This window comes from Streptomyces humidus, assembly GCF_014649655.1.
In the GTDB taxonomy this organism is placed as follows: Bacteria; Actinomycetota; Actinomycetes; order Streptomycetales; family Streptomycetaceae; genus Streptomyces; species Streptomyces humidus.
In genome coordinates this window covers 1-17,995 of record NZ_BMTL01000032.1, presented here as the reverse complement: position 1 = coordinate 17,995, position 17,995 = coordinate 1, and the positions used below count along the sequence as shown (strand labels likewise).

Here is a 17,995-nt window from a genome sequence, read left to right as displayed (position 1 = left end):
AAGCGATGCCGACTGATGTTGGTCATCAGGTCCTGAGATGCGGGATAATGGCCTGGAAGCAATGTGTTCGATGCCGGTGCCGCGGGTCCCACGCTGGACCGCGGCTGCCCTCCACGGGCCGTCGGCTATGGCGATGAGCTGGTTTCAGGAAGGGGAACGAGCATGGCGGCCATGAAGCCGCGAACGGGTGATGGCCCGCTCGAGGTGACCAAGGAGGGGCGGGGCATCGTCATGCGCGTTCCGCTCGAAGGCGGCGGGCGGCTCGTCGTCGAGCTGACCCCTGACGAGGCCGACGCGCTCGGCGACGCCCTGAAGAAGGTCGTCGGCTGACGCGAAGCGACCCAGCACTTTCGACCGCTCCGGCCTCCTTCTGGGTGCCGGAGCGGTTGTCTTCCCCGGGTTCTCGCCGGTTCGCCGTGGCTGCCCGGCCCGAAAGGCCCAACGCCCCGGCCCGAACCTCTCAGCGACTCAGCGCCTGACCGAGCACAGGAGCCCGTCGCCCACCGGCAGCAGCGACGTCACCAGCTCCTGGCTCTCGCGCACCGCCCGCAACAGCTCCCGGATGCGTATGACCTCCGTGGGCTGCGGCCCCGAATCGACCGTGCGGCCGTTGGCGAACACGCCCTCGAAGACGACCAGCCCGCCCGGACGCAGCAGACGCAGCGACTCGGCGAGGTACTCCAGCAGCTCCAGCCGGTCGCCGTCACAGAAGACCAGGTCATAGCCGGAGTCCGCCAGACGGGGCAGGACGTCGAGCGCGCGGCCGGGGATGAACCGGGCCCGGTTGCTGGCGAAGCCGCACGCGCGGAAGGCCTGCCGGGCGAACTGCTGGTGCTCCGGCTCGGGGTCCACGGTCGTCAGGACGCCGTCCGGGCGCATCCCGTGGAGCAGGTGGATCCCGGAGACGCCGGTGCCGGTGCCTATCTCGGCGACCGCCTTCGCGTCCACGGTGGCGGCGAGCATCCGCAGCGCGGCGCCCGTGCTGGGCGACACCGAGCGCAGCCCTGCCTCGCGGGCCCGGTCACGGGCCCAGCGCAGCGCTTCGTCCTCGGCGGCGTAGGCGTCGGCGAACGCCCAGCTTGCCTGCCGGTTGCCGGTAATGACCCTCTCCTGTCCCCGTGGTTGCCTGGGCGTGACTGTATCCGCTGCCGTCGGGAACCCGCAGATGGGACCGGTCGTTTGAAGGGGTGGGAACGACTACGGGGGGACACGGTTGGATCACGACGTGGGACAGGGCGCCGAGCAAGTGCTGACGCAGCCGCATGAGCCGTATCAGCACAGATCAATTTCTCGTAAAACCGCTTATCCGGAGCTAACGGGCGAGGTGGCTATGGTAGGGGCTCCACTCGACACCACCAATGCCGACAGGGGAGGTGCGGCCGCGCCTGTGGATCGGGGAGGAGTGCTGAGGCGCTTTCTCGGGTCGGCAGTCAGGCCCAAATCCGTGAACGACACCGCTGCTGACCCCAGCCACTCCGCCGGCATCGCCGTCGGCCCAGCCCAGACCGCGACCTTCACCACCGACGCGGACGGGCAGGCGTGGACTCCGCCCACGTGGGAGGAGATCGTCAGCATGCACAGCGGCCGGGTCTACCGGCTCGCCTACCGTCTGACCGGCAACCAGCACGACGCCGAGGATCTCACCCAGGAGGTCTTCGTCCGCGTCTTCCGTTCCCTGTCGACGTACACGCCGGGCACCTTCGAGGGCTGGCTGCACCGCATCACGACCAACCTCTTCCTGGACATGGTCCGCCGCAAGCAGCGCATCCGCTTCGACGCCCTCGGGGACGACGCGGCCGAGCGGCTGCCCAGCAAGGAGCCCACCCCGCAGCAGGTCTTCAACGACGCCCACTTCGACGCGGACGTCCAGCAGGCCCTCGACACCCTCGCGCCCGAGTTCCGCGCCGCGGTCGTGCTGTGCGACATCGAGGGGCTCTCCTACGAGGAGATCGCCGCGACCCTGGGCGTCAAGCTGGGCACGGTCCGCTCCCGCATCCACCGCGGCCGCTCGCAGCTGCGCAAGGCCCTCGCACACCGTTCGCCCGAGGCCCGCGCGGGGCGTCGCTCCTTCGTGGCCCGGGTGCCCGCTCTGGGAGGAGGGGGCGCGACCGCGTGAACGCATCCCGACACGACGCAGCCGAGCGGCTCCTCGCGGAGCAGCATCTCGGCGACCGGCTCTCGGCCCTGGTGGACGGCGAGCTCGGTCACGACACCCGCGAGCGCGTACTCGCACACCTGGCGACCTGCGCGAAGTGCAAGACGGAAGTCGACGCGCAGCGCCGGCTGAAGAACGTCTTCGCCGAGGTCGCCCCGCCCGCCCCTTCCGAAAGCTTCCTGGCCCGGCTGCAGGGGCTTCCCGCAGGAGGTGACTCCGACGGCGGTGGTACGCCGCTGGGCGGGGGAGGCTTCGGCGGCGGAGTCTTCGGAGTGAGGGGCACGAGACGGGACGAGCCGTTCGACTTCCGCTATGTGCCCGCCGGGGACCACGGCTCCGTCCTCTCTCCCGCCCCGGACCGCGGCTTCCGCATCCACCCCGTCGGCCGCGCCGGCGACCGGCACGACGCCGAGCGGTCGCGTGGCATGCGCTTCGCGTTCGTCGCCGCCGGCGCGGTGTCGCTGGCGGCGATCGCGCTGGGCGGCATGACCACCGTCGCGCCGGTCGACACCAGTGCGGACGGCCGTGCCGGGTCAGGCGCCGGAAGCAACGTGACACCGGCCCGTACCCCGGGCACGGGCTCCGCGGCGGCGGAGAACCAGCGTCGCCGTGCCACCGGTCCCCTGCTCTCCCAGGGCGGCGGGCTCGGCGACGTTCCGGTGGTCCCGACCGAGGCGTCGGCCCCGCTGCTGCCGGGGATGCCCGCTCAGCCCGGCAGCCCGGTCGAACAGGCCCTGCACCGGCTGACCACCCCCATGGTGGCCGGCGCCGCGGTCATGTCGCCCCTGATACGGCCGCTCGGCGCGAACTCACCGGTCTCCCTGACCGCCTGGACCACCACCGGCCCCGAACTCGCCGGCCCCGGTCTGCTCGCCGCACCCGTCCCTCTCACCTCGTCCTCTCCAGGCCCCTCTTCTTCCCTCCCGTCCACGCGGCACACCCGCTGACCCGAGCCCTGCGCCTCGCGCGGCGAACCTGGTTGAATCGTGTATCGCGTCCTGCCGGGCAGCCGGGCGCGACAGCGGAGTGCGCCGGGCAGGGCCGGGGGTACCACCGGCTCGACGTCGCGGTCGGCCCGACTGGGGGAGAGAAGCATGGACGAGGGGAAGCCCACGAAGGCGAAGTGGTGGAGCCTGCCTCGACCGCAGGCGTCCCCGGCGGAACAGAACCCGTCGGAACAGAACCCGGCGGACCGGGCCGACGACACGACGGCCGAGTCCGCGAGCCCGGCGCCCGACCGGGCCGGCGGCGACTTCGAGCCGGCCCGGCCGAACCCGTCGGCGGAGCCGGAAACAGGCGGCCCCGAGGCCGCCTCCGCCGACGCCCCCGCCGTCGATCCCGTTCCCTCGGGGCCGGCCGAGCCGGTCGTGGAGGAGCGGCAGGGCAGGCCGCTGCACGACCCCGATCCGTACGGCACCCCGCCGTACGGTGAACCCGGCCCCTGGGCCCCGGCGCCCCCGGTCCAGCACCCGGCGGTCGTTCCCGGTCCCGTTCCCGTTCCGGGGGCCGGGACCGCGTTCCCGGCCCCCGGAACCGACGTCACACCCCTCGCCGCCGTCCACCCCGCGGGCCCGGAACCGCGGCCGGGGCACACGCCCCTCGCGCCGTCCCCCGCTGCTCCTGTTCCTGCTCCTGTGCCGGCCCCGGCCTCCCCTGCTTCCCCCGCGTCATCCGCCCCCTCCGCCCCCTCCGTCCCCTCCGCCCCCTCCGTCCCCTCGTTTTCCGGCTCTCCTTCCGGTCCCTGGCAGCGTTACGACCCCTGGGCCGCGGCCCCGTTCGCGGGTTCCACCGGGGCGGAGTCCGCCGACGAGACCCAGTGGCGCCGCCAGATGCGCGGCAAGCTGGTCGGCGGCGCCCTGGCCGTCGCGCTCGTCTCCGGCGGGATCGGCGGCGCCGTCGGGACCTCGCTGGAGCGCAACGGCGGGCTCCGCCCGATACGCCTGTCGCAGTCCTCCGCGGAGCCCGTCGGGCGGCCCGCGGACGGCGTGGCCGGGATCGCCGCGCGGGCCCTGCCCGGCGTCGTCACCCTGCATGTCAGCGGCGGCGACGAGTCCGGCACGGGCACCGGCTTCGTCCTCGACTCCCTCGGCTACATCCTCACCAACAACCACGTCGTCGAGTCCGCGAAGAGCGGGGGCGGGATATCCGTCGTCTTCGACGGCGGCCAGACGGTCGAGGCCGAGGTCGTCGGCCGGGACAGCGGCTACGACCTGGCCGTGGTCCGGGTGACCGGGGTGAAGGGCCTCAAGCCCCTCCACCTCGGCAACTCCGACGACGTCCGGGTCGGCGATCCCGTCGTCGCCATCGGCGCGCCCTTCGACCTGGAGGGCACGGTCACCTCCGGCATCATCAGCGCCCGGGAGCGGCCCGTCGTCGCCGGCGGCGGGGACGGCGACGCGACCGACGTCTCGTACGTGGACGCCCTCCAGACCGACGCGCCGATCAATCCCGGCAACTCCGGCGGCCCCCTCCTCGACGCGCGGGGCCGGGTCATCGGCATCAACTCCGCCATCCGGTCCGGCGTCGACGGCGCCGACGCGGCCGACGCCCAGGGCGGTTCGGTCGGTCTCGGGTTCGCCATCCCGATCAACCAGGGCAAGCGGGTGGCCGAGGAGCTGATCAACACGGGCAGGGCGACCCACCCGGTCATCGGAGTCAGCCTCGACACGGACTACACGGGGGACGGCGCCCGAGTCAGCGCCACGGGCGCCGACGAAAACGCCCCGGTCACGGCCGGCGGCCCCGGCGACCGGGCCGGTATCAGGGCCGGCGACGTCATCACCGAGGCCGACGGCCGACGCGTCCACACCGCCGGGGAACTGATCGTCCGGATCCGCGCCCACCGCCCCGGCGACCGGCTCGAGCTGACCGTCGAACGCGCCGGGCGGGAGCGCACGCTCACCCTGGTGCTCGGCTCGTCCGACGGCGGCTGAGACTGGTGCGCCCGTCGCCCGGTCGGCGGGCGCGGACGCCGGCCCCGCTCGCCTCGACTGACGCGAACGTCACAGGCCGGACCCTGAAATCCGGTCCCGCAAGGCAAACAACGCGGAAAACCGGCCGTGTACACCCGGTCGGAGGCCTCGGGACGGTATCGATCGGACAGGTGCGACAGGTACCGTGGACCCGGCCCGGACCACGGAAGACCCGAACTTGACCACTGAGGGCCGAGGGCCGAGGGCCGAGGACCGCGGACATCGCAAGGAGCTTCAGGTGTTCAATGACATAGGACCGCTCGAGCTGGTGACGATCATCGTCCTGGCCGTGCTCGTCTTCGGTCCGGACAAGCTCCCGAAGGTCATCCAGGACGTGATGCGCACCGTCCGGAAGATCCGTGAGTTCTCGGAGAGCGCCAAGGCGGACATCCGCAGCGAACTCGGCCCGGAGTTCAAGGACTTCGAGTTCGAGGACCTCAATCCCAAGACGTTCATCCGCAAGCAGCTGGACAACGACGAGCTGGGGCTCAAGGAGATCCGCAACGGCTTCGACCTGAAGAAGGAGATGGCCGAGGTCACGGACGCGGTCCACAGCCGCGACACGGACATCCCCTCCGCGACGGGCTCCGCGGGCACGCCGAGCACGCCGGGCTCGTCCGGTGGCGCGCGTATCGACATGACCAAGCGCCCCGAGAAGCCCGCCGAGGACGACCGCCCGCCCTTCGACGCGGACGCCACCTGAGCCGTCGGCGACCCCCGATGTGAGGGGGCGCACGCTCCACGCGCCGGGTGGATCCCCGGCAGCCCGGAGCGGGGTGGCTATGCTGCCTGGTTGTTGTGCGGAGCGGACCAGTACGCCCGAAGGGGGGCGGGCCGGTCGTTCCGTCGAGAACGAGGAGGCGTCCGGGCACATGGAGACGACGAGTCGGGCAGTCGCGCAGACGCCGCCCGCGGAGGACGGACAGCAGGTCCCCTCCGCGCGGCGTACGGTCGACGGCTACCTGGAGGCACGCTTCCCCTGGTACGGCCTCGACGAGGCCTTCACGGGGCCGCGCTGGCTGATGCAGGTGGGCACGGCCGCCGACGGGGCCGTCGAGCACGGTTCCATCGGACACGGGGACGAGCCCTCCGTGCGGCACGAGACGGCCGGCGAGGACCGCGGGAAGTTCGCGGTCGTCGTGACCGTCGCCGCGAACCCCGTGCGGCGCAGCGCGGACGGCACCGGCCTCTTGGAGGCGACCTCCGTGTCGTCGGCGGCCTGGCTCGCCGGGGTGGGGCTGCTGTCCTTCACCTGGCCGGGCCAGATGGACCACAGCCTGCGCGACGACTGGCTGGACCAGCAGACCGAGACGGCGTGGGTCCTCGCCGACGACCTCGCCGGCCCCGACTGGTCCATGCTGTCCCTGCCGGTCGACGGGGTGCCGACCCCGTTCCACTACCGCGAGTCGGAGTTCGGCTGGGTGCTGGCCGGCTCGACCTCGCAGGGGGTGCACGTGGGGGCGTACGGCAGGGGCATGAGCGCGTACGGCATGGGCTTCGCCATGGTCAAGGACATCGAGACATACGCCTGACCGGCGGTTACGCCCGCGCCTCGTGACTGTGGGGGACCGTCCTCACCTGGACGGTCCCCCACAGTCACGAGGCGGAGCGGGGCACGGGACCCGCGTGCCGGGCCGGAAAGGCCGGGAACGCGCGGTGAACCCGCCCGGCTAGAACTTGTTGCGCGGGGTGATCCCCAGCGACAGGCCCGACAGGCCGCGCTGCCGGCCGCCCAGCTTGCCCGCGATGGCCCGCAGGGCGGAGCCGGCGGGGGACCCGGGGTCGGTCAGGACGACCGGCTTGCCCTCGTCGCCGCCCTCGCGCAGCCGGACGTCGATCGGGATGGAGCCGAGGACCGGGACGTTCGCGCCGGTCGTGCGGGTCAGGCCCTCGGCCACCGACTGTCCGCCGCCCGTGCCGAACACGTCGACCATCTCCCCGCAGTGCGGGCAGGGCAGGCCGGACATGTTCTCGACCACGCCGACGATCTTCTGATGGGTCTGGACGGCGATGGAGCCCGCCCGCTCGGCGACCTCGGCCGCCGCCTGCTGAGGGGTCGTCACGACCAGGATCTCGGCGTTCGGGACCAGCTGGGCCACCGAGATCGCGATGTCGCCGGTGCCGGGCGGCAGATCCAGGAGCAGGACGTCGAGGTCGCCCCAGTAGACGTCCGCGAGGAACTGCTGGAGCGCGCGGTGGAGCATCGGGCCGCGCCACACGACCGGGGTGTTGCCCGGGGTGAACATGCCGATGGAGATGACCTTCACGCCGTGCGCCGACGGCGGCATGATCATGTTCTCGACCTGGGTGGGACTGCCGTCCGCGCCCAGCATGCGCGGCACGCTGTGGCCGTAGATGTCGGCGTCGACCACGCCGACCTTCAGGCCGTCGGCCGCCATCGCCGCCGCCAGGTTCACCGTCACCGACGACTTGCCGACGCCGCCCTTGCCGGAGGCGACCGCGTACACGCGGGTCAGCGAGCCGGGCTTGGCGAAGGGGACCTCGCGCTCGGTCTGGCCGCCGCGCAGGGCGTTCGCCAGCTCCTTGCGCTGCTCGTCGCTCATCACGTCGAGCGTGACGTCGACGCGGGTGACGCCCTCCACCGCGGAGACCGCGTCGGTCACCCGCTGGGTGATCGTCTCGCGCATCGGGCAGCCGGAGACCGTCAGGTACACCGTGACCGCGACGGCCCCGTCCGCGGCGACCTCCACCGACTTCACCATCCCCAGTTCGGTGATGGGGCGGTTGATCTCGGGGTCGTTCACCGTCGCCAGTGCTTCGCGCACCGCGTCTTCGCTAGCCATGAGAACGATGGTACGGGGATCCCCGGTGACGCCGGTAAGCCCGTCACCGGTCGTCTACGTCACGTGCCCGCGACCGTTCTGCCGGGAATACGGCATGTTCGCGGTGCTCGCGGTGCCCGTCCCGCCGCTCCTCCAGCTCCTTGGCCACGTCCTGGAGCTCGGAGCGGATCCAGTCCCGGGTGGCGACCTCGCCCAGACCGATGCGCAGCGCGGCGATCTCCCTGGTCAGGTACTCGGTGTCGGCGATGGACCGCTCGTTCGACTTGCGGTCCTGCTCCAGGTTGACCCGGTCGCGGTCGTCCTGCCGGTTCTGCGCGAGCAGGATCAGCGGGGCCGCGTAGGAGGCCTGCAACGACAGCATCAGGGTCAGGAAGATGAAGGGGTAGTTGTCGAACCGCAGATCCGGCGGGGCGAAGATGTTCCACAGGACCCAGGCGATGATGACGACCGTCATCCAGACGATGAACCGGCCGGTGCCCAGGAAGCGCGCGATGCGCTCCGACAGCCGGCCGAAGGCCTCCGGGTCCCACTCGGGCAGGATCCGGTGCCGGGGCGGCCGCGGCTGGTCCAGCCGGGCCCGGGTGCGGCCGGTCGCCGTGGCGCCCGTGGGCGTGCGCTCACGGCCCCCGCCGGCGTGGGCGCGCTCGCGGCCGGTGTTCTCGCGTTCAGGAGCCATGCCGGCCGGGCCCCTCGGTCCCGGGCCCGGCCGCGGGCTCGTCCTCCAGGTGGAACTCCGTCTCCCGCCAGTCCTCCGGCAGCATGTGATCCAGGACGTCGTCCACGGTCACCGCGCCGAGGAGCGAGCCGGCTTCGTCCACGACGGGCGCCGCGACCATGTCGTACGTCGCGAAGAACCCGGCGACGACCGGCAGGGCCGCGTCCGGCGCCAGGGTCTGGAGGTCGTCGTCGACCATCGAACTGACCAGCGTGTACGGGGGATCGCGCAGCAGCCGCTGGAAGTGGACCGTGCCCAGGTACTTGCCGGTCGGGGTCTCGTCGGGCGGGCGGCAGACGTAGACCTGCGCGGCCAGCGCGGGGGAGAGGTCCGCGTTGCGCACCCGCGCCAGGGCGTCGGCGACGGTGGCGTCGGGGCGCAGCACGATCGGCTCGGTGGTCATCAGACCGCCCGCGGTGTGCTCCTCGTACGCCATCAGGCGTCGCATGTCGGCCGCGTCGTCGGGCTGCATCAGGCTCAGCAGCCGCTCCTTGTCCTCCTCCGGCAGCTCGGAGAGCAGGTCGGCCGCGTCGTCGGGGTCCATGGCCTCCAGGACGTCCGCCGCGCGCTCCTCCTTGAGCTTGCCGAGGATCTCGATCTGGTCGTCCTCCGGCAGCTCCTCCAGGACGTCGGCGAGCCGGTCGTCGTCCAGGGCGGCGGCCACCTCGGCGCGCCGCTTCGCGGAGAGATGGTGCAGGACGTTGGCCAGGTCGGCGGGGCGCAGCTGCTCGAACGTGGCCAGCAGGCTCTCGGCGCCCTGCCCGTGCTCCTCCAGCGAGAACCCGGTGACCGCCGACCACTCCACGGTCAGGGTCTCGCCCTTGGCCCGCCGGAAGGCGGTCGCCTTCTTGCCCTTGCGCACGAAGACCCGGTCGATCTCCCAGTCGCGGCGGGCCGGCAGCTGCTGCACCGACACGTCGAGGACGGTGACCTCCTCGCCGGTCTCGACGAGCGTGACGCGCCGGTCGAGCAGCTCCCCGAACACCAGCCGCTCGGTGGGCCGCTGCTCGAAGCGGCGGACGTTGAGCACGCCGGTGGTGATGACCTGACCGGACTCGATGCCGGTCACCCGGGTCATGGGCAGGAAGATCCGGCGCCGGGTGGACAGTTCGACGACCAGCCCGAGCACCCTCGGCGGCCGCCGCCGCACGCGCAGCACGACGACCAGCTCGCGCACGCGCCCCACCTGGTCGCCGTTCGGATCGAACACGGGGATGCCCGAGAGATGCGAGACGAAGATCCGGGGGGCTCCCGCTGCCATGACCGCCCCTTCTTGTCGTACGCGCCGGTGCGCGCTGTTGCCGGTGATGCTCTTTTCCCAATTGCCCGCTCCTGCGGGCTTCAGGCTAGCCCGTCCCGATCGGATACGCCCTGGTGGGCCGTGCGGACGGACTGGCTCCGCCCGGCCCGCGCGACCCCGGTACGCTGCCGTACGCCGCTCAGCACACCCCCGCAGAAAGGCAGCCTTCTCTGTGACTGCGATTCCCCAGGGCCGTACTCGCCGGACCTTGTCGGCGAGCGTGATGTGCGCACTGGTGGCGGGCGTCGCGCTGGCCGGGTGCAGCGAGGATCCGGACGCGGGCACGAACGGGGTGGGCAAGCTGTCCGCCGCGCAGATCCAGGCCAGGACCAAGGCGGCCGCGGGTTCCGTGGACGCGGTGCGGCTGTCGGGGAGCGTCGTCACCAGCGGGCGCACGTACAAGCTCGACATGAGCCTGAAGGCGGACGGCGGCGCCGGGTCGGTGACCGCGCAGGGGGCCACCTTCCATCTGCTGCGGGTGGGCGAGCAGCTGTTCCTCAAGGCGGACGCGGCGTTCTGGAAGAAGGGGGACGGCACGTCCGGCGGCGGCTCCGACACGGCGGCCGCCGACAAGCTCGAGGGCAAGTACGTCAAGGTGCCGACGGGCGACCCCTCGTACAAGAAGTTCAGCGGGTTCACGGACAAGGACCTCCTCCTCGACGGTCTGCTGACGCTGCACGGCGCGCTGGCCACCGACGGCCATCACGAGCAGTCCGGCGTGCGCACGGTCCGCATCACCGGCGACGGTGGCTCCGGCGGCACCCTGGACGTGTCGCTGGAGGGCCGGCCGTATCCCCTGCTGCTGCAACGCGCGGGCGGGGCCGGGACGCTGCGCTTCTCGTCCTGGGGCAAGGACTTCGCCCTGGAGGAGCCGGCGAAGGACGAGACGGTGGACTACGGGCAGCAGCTCCCGTCGTCGTGACCGGCCGCCGGGTCGCCTGGTCGCCGGGTGCCCGCCGTTCCCTTCACCGGGCGGGCGTCACGTGCGTTTGCGTCGGCGCAGCAGCAGCTTCGGCAGTCCGGCGGGGGCCGGTTCCCGTGTGGTGGCGGGCGAGGGGACGGGCCGCGCGGCCAGACTCCCCTCCGGGAGCGGCGAGGTGGCGCCCGTCGGCTCCAGGCGGAGCACCCGGCACTCGCGCGCCCAGCGCCCGGTCATGGCCTCGCCGTCGGGAGCGTTGAGCCGCTTGCCCTTGAGGTCGGCGACGGCCGCCTCCCACGCCTCGGTGCCGTGGGCGAGCTCTACGACCTTCGCCGTCCAGGTGACCAGCCGGCCGCCCTTGTCCTTGCTGCGGACGGTGACCTCGGCCCGGCCGCCGTCGACGAGCCCCGGCAGCGGCTGCTCGCCGGGCCCGTCGCCGACCAGGCAGACCGCGCCCTCGTGCCACACGTGCCACAGCGCCCGCGCGGCCGTCCCGTCCGCGCCCCGGACCCAGACGAGGCCGGACTTCTTGGCGGCCTCCTCGACGAGGGTCCGGTCGACGAGGGCCTGTCCCCGCAGCTCGCTTGTCATGCCGCCCAGCCTAGAGGGCCTGTCGTTCGGATCATCCCGTGGACGCCGGGGCGGGCGCGCACCTCTGCGGCGTTGCCGTCGGCCGCCGGCTCTCCCACGCCCCACCGCGCTCGCGCGGCGGGACCCTCATCGCGGCGACGTCCTCCCGCGCCTCGCGGCTGCCCGCACCGGCCCCCGCTCACCGGCGTCGACGAGCCCCGCAGACGCCCTGCGAACCGATCCGGACGACCGGCCCCGGCCGGGTCCCTCCGGGCGGCCCTCACAGCCAGCCGTTGCGCTTCAGCGTGCGGTGGATGCCCACACAGAGAGCCACCATGGCCGACATGACCACGGGATAGCCGTACTTCCAGTGCAGTTCGGGCATGTAGTCGAAGTTCATCCCGTACACCCCGCACACCATCGTCGGCACGGCGATGATGGCGGCCCAGGACGTGATCTTGCGCATGTCCTCGTTCTGCGCGACGGAGGCCTGCGCGAGGTTGGCCTGCAGGATCGAGTTGAGCAGTTCGTCGAAGCCGATGACCTGCTCCTGGACCCGGGCGAGGTGGTCGGCGACGTCCCGGAAGTACTTCTGGATGTCGGGGTCGACCAGCCGCATCGGCCGCTCGCTCAGCAGCTGCATCGGCCGCAGCAGCGGCGACACCGCCCGCTTGAACTCCAGTACCTCGCGCTTGAGTTGGTAGATCCGGCTGGCGTCCGTGCCGCGCGGTGTGCCTTTGCGGCCCGGCGAGAACACCTCGGTCTCGACCTCGTCGATGTCGTCCTGCACGGCGTCCGCGACCGCGATGTAGCCGTCGACGACGTGGTCGGCGATGGCGTGCAGCACCGCCGAGGGCCCCTTGGCGAGGAGTTCGGGGTCGTCCTGCAGGCGGTGGCGCAGTGCGCGCAGCGAACCCTGGCCGCCGTGCCGGACGGTGATGAAGAAGTCCTTGCCGGTGAAGCACATGACCTCACCGGTCTCCACGACCTCGCTGTTGGCCGTGAGCCGGTCGTGCTCGACGTAGTGGATGGTCTTGAAGACGGTGAACAGGGAGTCGTCGTAGCGCTCCAGCTTGGGCCGCTGATGCGCTTGCACCGCGTCCTCCACGGCCAGCGGGTGCAGCCCGAACTCGCTGGCGATACCGGCGAATTCGGCCTCGGTCGGCTCGTGCAGGCCGATCCACACGAAGCCTCCGTCGCGCCGCACCTGGCGCATGGCCTCCTGCGGGGTCGGCGCCTGCGGGAACACGACCCGCGAGCCGTCGCGGTAGACGGCGCAGTCGACGACGGCCGACGGGGTTCCCGGGTCGCGGGTGGTGTCGTAGGCGCCGTTGTCCATACGCCCGCCCCCCTTGCGCAGAGAGGGGCGGGCAGGGCGGACGACGGCACGGAGGTCGCGGATCATCGACATGGCAGGCTCCTTCGCGACGAGCAAAGAAAGACCGTCACGACGGTTGGAACTGCCCGGAATGGGGACGTCCTGACCGGGGGCCTCCCCGGCCCTCAGGGCTGGGGAAAAGGTTTGGCACGTCCACAAAGCGGGGAGCACCGCTCCGTCGCGGTGGCGAGCTTCGCTGCTGGATCAGACCGGAGAGATCCGGCAGACCGGATGGATCGGGCAGATCAAGTAAGAAAACGAAACGAAGTGCTCTTCCGCGGGAAGATGAGTGCGACAGGCGGCGACCAGCCGGAGGCGAAGAGGCCAGAGCAGCGGTATCAGCGGCGGGAAGAGCGAGTGGTACTGCACGGGTGACTTCGATCCATGACAGCCCCACCTCCTCCAGCCGGTCCCTCGTAAGGGAGTCTCGTCTGCGTCGAGGCAAGATAGCGACGCTTCTGCGTGCTGCCCCGAACCACCGGGCCAGAGTATCAGCCGGCCGAAGTGTCAAGGCGCTGCTTTGCCCCGTACTGACGAGTTCTATGCTCGCCGCATGGCTGATGTTCTTCCTCTGGTCGAGGCCCGTCTGCGCACCGCGCTGGGCGAGCCGGACGCCCGCGCCGCGGTCACCTTCCTCGGTGCGGACCGCGTCGAGGTGCTGCGCTTCCACGAGGGCGGCGTCGTCCGCTACGCCACGCTCGGCATGTCCGCGCAGCCGATGAGCGACCCCACGGCGGTGCTCGCGGACCCGGTCCGGGGCCCGCGCGCCGAACTGCTCCTGTCCGTCCGGCCGGGCGGCGCCGACACCGACAAGGTGCTCCGCCCGCTCGCCGTGCTCGCGGCGTCCCCGCAGGTCGAGGGGGTGGTCGTGGCCCCGGGGGCGTCCCTCGACGTGGGCGGGCCGCTGTGGCCCGGGGCCGCCTTCACCTCGGTCCTGGTCGCCGAGCCGGGCGGCCTCGTCGAGGATCTCGACCTCGACGAGCCCCTCGACCCGGTCCGCTTCCTGCCGCTGCTTCCCATGACCCCCAACGAGGCCGCCTGGAAGCGCGTCCACGGCGCCCAAGCCCTTCAGGAGCGCTGGCTGACGAACGGGACGGACCTGCGGGACCCGTCCCGGACGTCCGTCCCGCTCGACTGACGCTGCGTGAGGAACGTCACCGAAACGCTTGCGGGGAAGGCCAGTTGCCCCGTCCGGCGGGAGCGGTCGCGGCGGTGACTCCCGGCAGGGTTCCCGCCCGGCAGGGCTCTACGGCTTGAGCAGCCGCGGCGACAGCGCCCCGCAGGGCACCAGCTCGAGCTCGGCCCCCGCGTCCCGCAGGTCCGTCAGCACGAGTTCGTCGTACATCAGCAGCCCGGACTGCTCGGGCCAGACCACCGCCCACAGCCACAGCCCCCGGGCCTCGCCCGCGAAGACCGCGCGGTCGTCCGGGGTGGCGGACACATGCCAGAGGGGGGTCGGGCGGCCGGCCGCGAGGACCTTGGCCTGCGGGGGCTTCTCGACGCTCATATAGGGCCCCGGGTCGGGCCCGTCCACGCCCGCGTAGTGCGCGCCGAGCCCGACGCCCAGCTCCTCGGCGACCAGGATCAGCTCACCCACTCCACCGAGCGGACCGGGCCCGGAGCAGGCCACGGCGGTGGCACGGCCCCCGCTGCGGTCGTCGCCCGCGTACGTCACACCGGTGAAGAGCCAGCCGACCGGCAACGGCCACGGCATCCACACGGGTACCTGAGTGCGGTGCACGACGACGCCGAGGGCCTCGACGCTGGGCGGGATCACGGGCTGCAGCGGATGCACCGTCCCGTGCACGTCGCACTGCCAGGAATCGGCGAAGAGTCCGGGAGCCCTGACCCGGCCACCGCACTTCGGGCAACTGGGTTCGCCCCTCATAGGGCCCCACGGTCCTACCCGAGCCCGCCCACGTCAAGGACGATCACCCGTCCGGACGGAAACCGATCGAGGAGCGGCCGCACGGAAGGACGTAGATGTAGCTCGCATTCTTCAGGTGGCCCGACTTACCGGCGCGCCACGGCTCCAGCTCCCGCGCCTCGCGTGCCCGGGCCTTGACGCCACCGTGTGCGGCGACCGCGCCCGCGCCAGGCATCGCTGCCAGAGCCCTACCGGGAGGAGCCCGTGGAGCGCATGTAGGGGGTGCTCCGGGGTATTGGGTGTGACAGGCGGCTTTGGCCACCGGTTATGCTGGAGCGTCCTCTTCCGTCACCGTCACCGCCCGGAGCTGCGTCGTGCGCATCGATCTGCACTGCCACTCCACCGCGTCCGACGGCACGGACACCCCGGCGGAGCTGGTGCGCAACGCGGCCGCCGCCGGTCTGGACGTCGTCGCGCTGACCGACCACGACACCACCCGCGGACACGCCGAGGCCATCGCCGCGCTGCCGTCGGGGCTCACGCTGGTGACCGGCGCCGAGCTCTCCTGCCGGATCGGTGGCGTCGGCATGCACATGCTGGCCTATCTGTTCGACCCCGAGGAGCCCGCCCTGCTCGCCGAGCGCGAGCTGGTGCGCGACGACCGGGTGCCGCGGGCGCGCGCGATGGTGGCCAAGCTGAACGAGCTGGGCGTGCCGGTCGCCTGGGAGCAGGTCGCGCGGATCGCGGGGGAGGGGTCCGTCGGGCGGCCGCACGTGGCCGCCGCCCTGGTCGAACTGGGCGTCGTCCCCACGGTGGGCGACGCCTTCACCCAGGACTGGCTCGCCGACGGCGGGCGCGCCTACGCCGAGAAGCACGAGACCGACCCCTTCGAGGCGATCCGGCTGGTCAAGGGCGCGGGCGGGGTCACCGTCTTCGCGCACCCGGCCGCCGACAAGCGGGGGCGCACGGTGCCGGAGTCGGTGATCGCCGAGCTGTCCGCCGCAGGCCTCGACGGCATCGAGGTCGACCACATGGACCACGACGCGGACACGCGGGGGCGGTTGCGCGGGCTGGCGAAGGACCTGGGGCTGCTGGTCACCGGCTCCTCGGACTACCACGGCAGCCGCAAGACGTGCGAACTCGGCGAGTACACGACGGATCCCGAGGTGTACGCGGAGATCACCCGGCGCGCCACCGGAGCGTTCCCGGTGCCGGGCACCGGCGGAGCCTGAGGCTCGTCCCCGCGTCCCCCTTCTGACTTCCTCCCGCAAGGCTCCCGCACTGATGTTCGACGTCGCCGTCTTCGGCTCCCTGTTCCTCACCCTTTTCGTCATCATGGATCCCCCCGGGATCACCCCGATCTTCCTCGCCCTGACCGCCGGACGCCCCGGCAAGGTGCAGAAGCGGATGGCCTTCCAGGCGGTCTGCGTGGCCGGCGGCGTGATCACCGTCTTCGGACTGCTGGGCCACCAGATCCTCGACTACCTGCACGTCTCGGTGCCCGCGCTGATGATCGCGGGCGGGCTGCTGCTCCTGCTGATCGCGCTGGACCTGCTCACCGGCAAGACCGACGAGCCGAAGCAGACCAAGGACGTCAACGTCGCGCTCGTCCCGCTGGGCATGCCCCTGCTCGCCGGACCGGGGGCGATCGTGTCCGTCATCCTCGCCGTGCAGAAGGCCGACAGCGTCGCCGCGCAGGTGTCGGTGTGGGCGGCGATCCTCGCCATCCACGGGGTGCTGTGGCTGGTGATGCGGTATTCGCTGCTGATCATCCGGGTCATCAAGGACGGAGGCGTGGTCCTGGTGACACGGCTCGCGGGCATGATGCTCTCCGCGATCGCCGTGCAGCAGATCATCAACGGCGTCACGCAGGTGATCCGGGGCGGCTGACGTGCCCCGACGCCCCCCCGGCGCACACAGAGCCCCCCACGGCATCGCCGTGGGGGGCTCTGAAACCTGTGCGGGACCGTGTTATGAGGCCGAGGTGTCGGCCGGACGGATCCACAGCCGCTGCCCGATGGCGGCGGCCTGCTGAACGATCCGGTTGACGGAGGCGGCGTCCACGACGGTGCTGTCCACGGGCGTGCCGTCGACGTCGTCGAGTCGCATGATTTCGAAGCGCATTGCTTCTCCCTTCGTCTGGTCATCCCCCTCGCGGAGGATTGCTGTGCCTGCTGCTACGTGAGTAGTCAACACGGCGCATGTTACGAACATTCCCTACGCTAAAGAAATTTTTCGAACGACTAATTACTAGCGAGTAAGAGGCTTTGCGGAGACTGAACGGGACCGGTTGTGTTCGCAGCGTGACCACCAGGACAATGGGGGACGATGAACGACGACCTTCCGGCCCTCGCCGCCCGCATCGACCGCACGAACGAGCTGCTCACACGCATGCTCGCCGAGGTGGCCAAGACACCCTCGACCCACGCGATCTTCGTCGACGCGGGATACCTGTACGCGGCGGCGGGACGCCTGGTGGCCGGGACCGAGGACCGCCGGGCCTTCGACCTCGACGCCGAGGGCCTGATCGAGGCGCTCATCGACCGCGCCCGCTCGATCTTCGCCGACAGCCGGCTGCTGCGCGTCTACTGGTACGACGGCGCCCGGCGCCGCATCCACACCGCCGAACAGCAGTCCATCGCCGAGCTGCCGGACGTCAAGGTGCGGCTGGGCAACCTCAACGCCAACAACCAGCAGAAGGGCGTCGACTCCCTCATCCGCTCGGACCTCGAGTCCCTGGCCCGCCATCGCGCGATCAGCGACGCGGCCCTGCTGGGCGGCGACGAGGACCTGGTCTCGGCGGTGGAGGCCGCCCAGGGGTACGGCGCCCGCGTCCACCTGTGGGGCATCGAGGCGCCGGACGGCCGTAACCAGGCCGAGCCGCTGCTCTGGGAGGTCGACAGCCAGCGCACTCTCGACCTCGACTTCTTCAAGCCCTACGTCTCACGGCGCACCGCCGCCTACGAGTCGGCCGGCGTGAGCCGCCCCACCCGGGAGGCCGTGCGCTTCGTCGGCGCGCAGATCGCGGCGAAATGGCTGGCGGCGCGGGGCAGGGAGACCCTGGCCGAGCTGCTGCCGGGCCACCCCTATCTCCCCGGCTCCGTCGACCAGGACCTCCTCGTGGAGGCCGAGGGCATCCTGCAGTACTCCCTGCGCGGCCAGGCGGACCTCAGGCGCGCGCTGCGCGACGGCTTCTGGGAGCACGTGCAGACGCAGTACTAGTGCCGCGGCAGGCAATGTTCGCCCGAGAAGGAGCGGCGTCTGGTGCGTGCTGTCGGCGTGCCGGGCGGAAGCACTCGTACTGGACGTACTCGG

At 71.9% G+C, this 17,995-nt stretch carries 19 protein-coding genes; 11 read left to right on the top strand and 8 right to left on the bottom strand.

The window, feature by feature from the left end:
- Window positions 1-162 precede the first annotated feature (162 nt).
- On the top strand, window positions 163-330 hold the full coding sequence (locus IE239_RS31175) for a DUF3117 domain-containing protein (protein WP_003966491.1): 168 nt from the start codon (window positions 163-165) through the stop codon (window positions 328-330).
- 138 nt (window positions 331-468) lie between these two features.
- Here the strand turns inward: IE239_RS31175 and IE239_RS31170 are convergent, their stop codons facing one another.
- Entirely contained in the window at window positions 469-1,167 is a 699-nt protein-coding gene (locus IE239_RS31170) for an O-methyltransferase (RefSeq protein ID WP_190152865.1), read from the bottom strand.
- A 163-nt stretch (window positions 1,168-1,330) separates the two neighbouring features.
- Between IE239_RS31170 and sigE the strand changes: the two genes are divergently transcribed.
- From sigE to IE239_RS31145, 5 genes are all read left to right on the top strand, one after another.
- A complete protein-coding gene (gene sigE / locus IE239_RS31165; RefSeq protein WP_229878419.1) occupies window positions 1,331-2,116 on the top strand; it encodes an RNA polymerase sigma factor SigE in 786 nt (261 codons plus the stop codon).
- Window positions 2,113-3,102, top strand: coding sequence for an anti-sigma factor family protein (locus tag IE239_RS31160; RefSeq protein WP_190152789.1), 990 nt, complete (start codon window positions 2,113-2,115; stop codon window positions 3,100-3,102). Before sigE ends, IE239_RS31160 begins: the two co-directional genes overlap by 4 nt.
- 147 nt (window positions 3,103-3,249) lie before the next feature.
- Window positions 3,250-5,088 (top strand): trypsin-like peptidase domain-containing protein, encoded by a 1,839-nt coding sequence (locus IE239_RS31155; RefSeq protein WP_190152788.1) that lies wholly within the window; start codon window positions 3,250-3,252, stop codon window positions 5,086-5,088.
- A gap of 277 nt (window positions 5,089-5,365) precedes the next feature.
- Window positions 5,366-5,830, top strand: coding sequence for a sec-independent translocase (locus IE239_RS31150; protein WP_190152787.1), 465 nt, complete (start codon window positions 5,366-5,368; stop codon window positions 5,828-5,830).
- Window positions 5,831-5,999: 169 nt separating this feature from the next.
- The gene (locus IE239_RS31145) at window positions 6,000-6,659 is read left to right on the top strand and encodes a hypothetical protein (protein ID WP_190152786.1); all 660 of its coding nucleotides are present in this window, start codon (window positions 6,000-6,002) and stop codon (window positions 6,657-6,659) included.
- A gap of 138 nt (window positions 6,660-6,797) precedes the next feature.
- On the opposite strand, the gene IE239_RS31140 is transcribed toward IE239_RS31145, so the two are convergent.
- Genes IE239_RS31140 through IE239_RS31130 form a run of 3 tightly spaced genes read right to left on the bottom strand, consistent with a single transcriptional unit; the run spans window position 6,798 to window position 9,907 of the window.
- Window positions 6,798-7,931: an Mrp/NBP35 family ATP-binding protein gene (locus IE239_RS31140; RefSeq protein WP_190152785.1), complete on the bottom strand. Its 1,134-nt coding sequence runs from the start codon at window positions 7,929-7,931 to the stop codon at window positions 6,798-6,800.
- A gap of 43 nt (window positions 7,932-7,974) precedes the next feature.
- Window positions 7,975-8,607: a DUF1003 domain-containing protein gene (locus IE239_RS31135; protein WP_190152784.1), complete on the bottom strand. Its 633-nt coding sequence runs from the start codon at window positions 8,605-8,607 to the stop codon at window positions 7,975-7,977.
- The gene (locus IE239_RS31130) at window positions 8,597-9,907 is read right to left on the bottom strand and encodes a magnesium transporter MgtE N-terminal domain-containing protein (RefSeq protein ID WP_190152783.1); all 1,311 of its coding nucleotides are present in this window, start codon (window positions 9,905-9,907) and stop codon (window positions 8,597-8,599) included. Before IE239_RS31130 ends, IE239_RS31135 begins: the two co-directional genes overlap by 11 nt.
- Before the next feature lie 211 nt (window positions 9,908-10,118).
- On the opposite strand from IE239_RS31130, the gene IE239_RS31125 reads away from it, so the two are divergent.
- Entirely contained in the window at window positions 10,119-10,868 is a 750-nt protein-coding gene (locus IE239_RS31125; RefSeq protein WP_190152782.1) for a hypothetical protein, read from the top strand.
- A 57-nt stretch (window positions 10,869-10,925) separates the two neighbouring features.
- On the opposite strand, the gene IE239_RS31120 is transcribed toward IE239_RS31125, so the two are convergent.
- Both IE239_RS31120 and IE239_RS31115 read right to left on the bottom strand, forming a co-directional pair.
- Window positions 10,926-11,456: a hypothetical protein gene (locus IE239_RS31120; protein WP_190152781.1), complete on the bottom strand. Its 531-nt coding sequence runs from the start codon at window positions 11,454-11,456 to the stop codon at window positions 10,926-10,928.
- Between the two features lie 259 nt (window positions 11,457-11,715).
- Window positions 11,716-12,846 carry a magnesium and cobalt transport protein CorA gene (locus IE239_RS31115; RefSeq protein WP_190152780.1) on the bottom strand — a complete coding sequence of 377 codons (1,131 nt, stop codon included), beginning with the start codon at window positions 12,844-12,846 and terminating at the stop codon, window positions 11,716-11,718.
- 520 nt (window positions 12,847-13,366) lie between these two features.
- Between IE239_RS31115 and IE239_RS31110 the strand changes: the two genes are divergently transcribed.
- On the top strand, window positions 13,367-13,951 hold the full coding sequence (locus tag IE239_RS31110; RefSeq protein WP_190152779.1) for a suppressor of fused domain protein: 585 nt from the start codon (window positions 13,367-13,369) through the stop codon (window positions 13,949-13,951).
- Between the two features lie 108 nt (window positions 13,952-14,059).
- Here the strand turns inward: IE239_RS31110 and IE239_RS31105 are convergent, their stop codons facing one another.
- Complete coding sequence (locus IE239_RS31105; RefSeq protein ID WP_190152778.1) at window positions 14,060-14,701, bottom strand: DUF6758 family protein; 642 nt, start codon at window positions 14,699-14,701, stop codon at window positions 14,060-14,062.
- A 353-nt stretch (window positions 14,702-15,054) separates the two neighbouring features.
- On the opposite strand from IE239_RS31105, the gene IE239_RS31100 reads away from it, so the two are divergent.
- Entirely contained in the window at window positions 15,055-15,912 is an 858-nt protein-coding gene (locus IE239_RS31100) for a PHP domain-containing protein (protein WP_190152777.1), read from the top strand.
- 52 nt (window positions 15,913-15,964) lie between these two features.
- A complete protein-coding gene (locus IE239_RS31095) occupies window positions 15,965-16,570 on the top strand; it encodes a MarC family protein (protein WP_190152776.1) in 606 nt (201 codons plus the stop codon).
- Window positions 16,571-16,651: 81 nt separating this feature from the next.
- Here IE239_RS31095 and IE239_RS31090 read toward each other — a convergent pair whose 3' ends face one another.
- Window positions 16,652-16,804 (bottom strand): DUF8834 family protein, encoded by a 153-nt coding sequence (locus IE239_RS31090; protein WP_007384531.1) that lies wholly within the window; start codon window positions 16,802-16,804, stop codon window positions 16,652-16,654.
- Window positions 16,805-17,008: 204 nt separating this feature from the next.
- Here IE239_RS31090 and IE239_RS31085 point away from each other — a divergent pair, with 204 nt between their 5' ends.
- A complete protein-coding gene (locus IE239_RS31085) occupies window positions 17,009-17,902 on the top strand; it encodes an NYN domain-containing protein (protein WP_190152775.1) in 894 nt (297 codons plus the stop codon).
- Window positions 17,903-17,995 lie beyond the last annotated feature (93 nt).